We start from the raw sequence: 478 nt of genomic DNA, 5'->3' as shown, positions 1-478 counted from the left end.
CGTGCTCAAGGCCGGCGCCGCCTACGTGCCCATCGACCCGGCTCATCCCGCCGAGCGCATGGCCTTCATGCTCCAGGACAGCCAGCCACGGGCGCTGTTGACCCAATCGGCCCTGTCCTTGCCATCGGGGGATCTGCCCCTGTTGTTGCTCGATACCCGTGATTCGTTGCAAGCGGCGGATGACGCTGATTGTGATGCGAATCCGCAGGTAGCGGGCCTCACCGCCGAGCACCTGGCCTATGTGATCTACACCTCCGGTTCCACCGGCCAGTCCAAGGGCGTGATGGTCGAGCACCGTTCGGTGTTCAACTTCTGGCAGGTGCTGCGCCGCACCACCCACCAGCATTGCCCGAGTCCGGCCACCGTGGCGCTGAATGCCGGGTTCTTCTTCGACATGTCGATCAAAGGCATCGCCCAGCTGTTCTCCGGCCACCGGCTGGTGATCATCCCGCAACTGATCCGCGCCAGCGGCCACGAA

Annotated in this window: 1 protein-coding gene; it reads left to right on the top strand. The window is 64.6% G+C overall.

The window, feature by feature from the left end:
• Window positions 1-478, top strand: a 478-nt coding sequence (locus AC09SL_RS29530) for an AMP-binding protein (protein ID WP_479572016.1), incomplete at both ends; no start/stop codon positions are given.

The sequence above is a fragment of the Pseudomonas sp. PF05 genome, assembly GCF_056521845.1.
The sequence above is the reverse complement of the archived record's forward strand: the minus strand, read 5'-3'. Positions and strand labels throughout refer to the sequence as shown.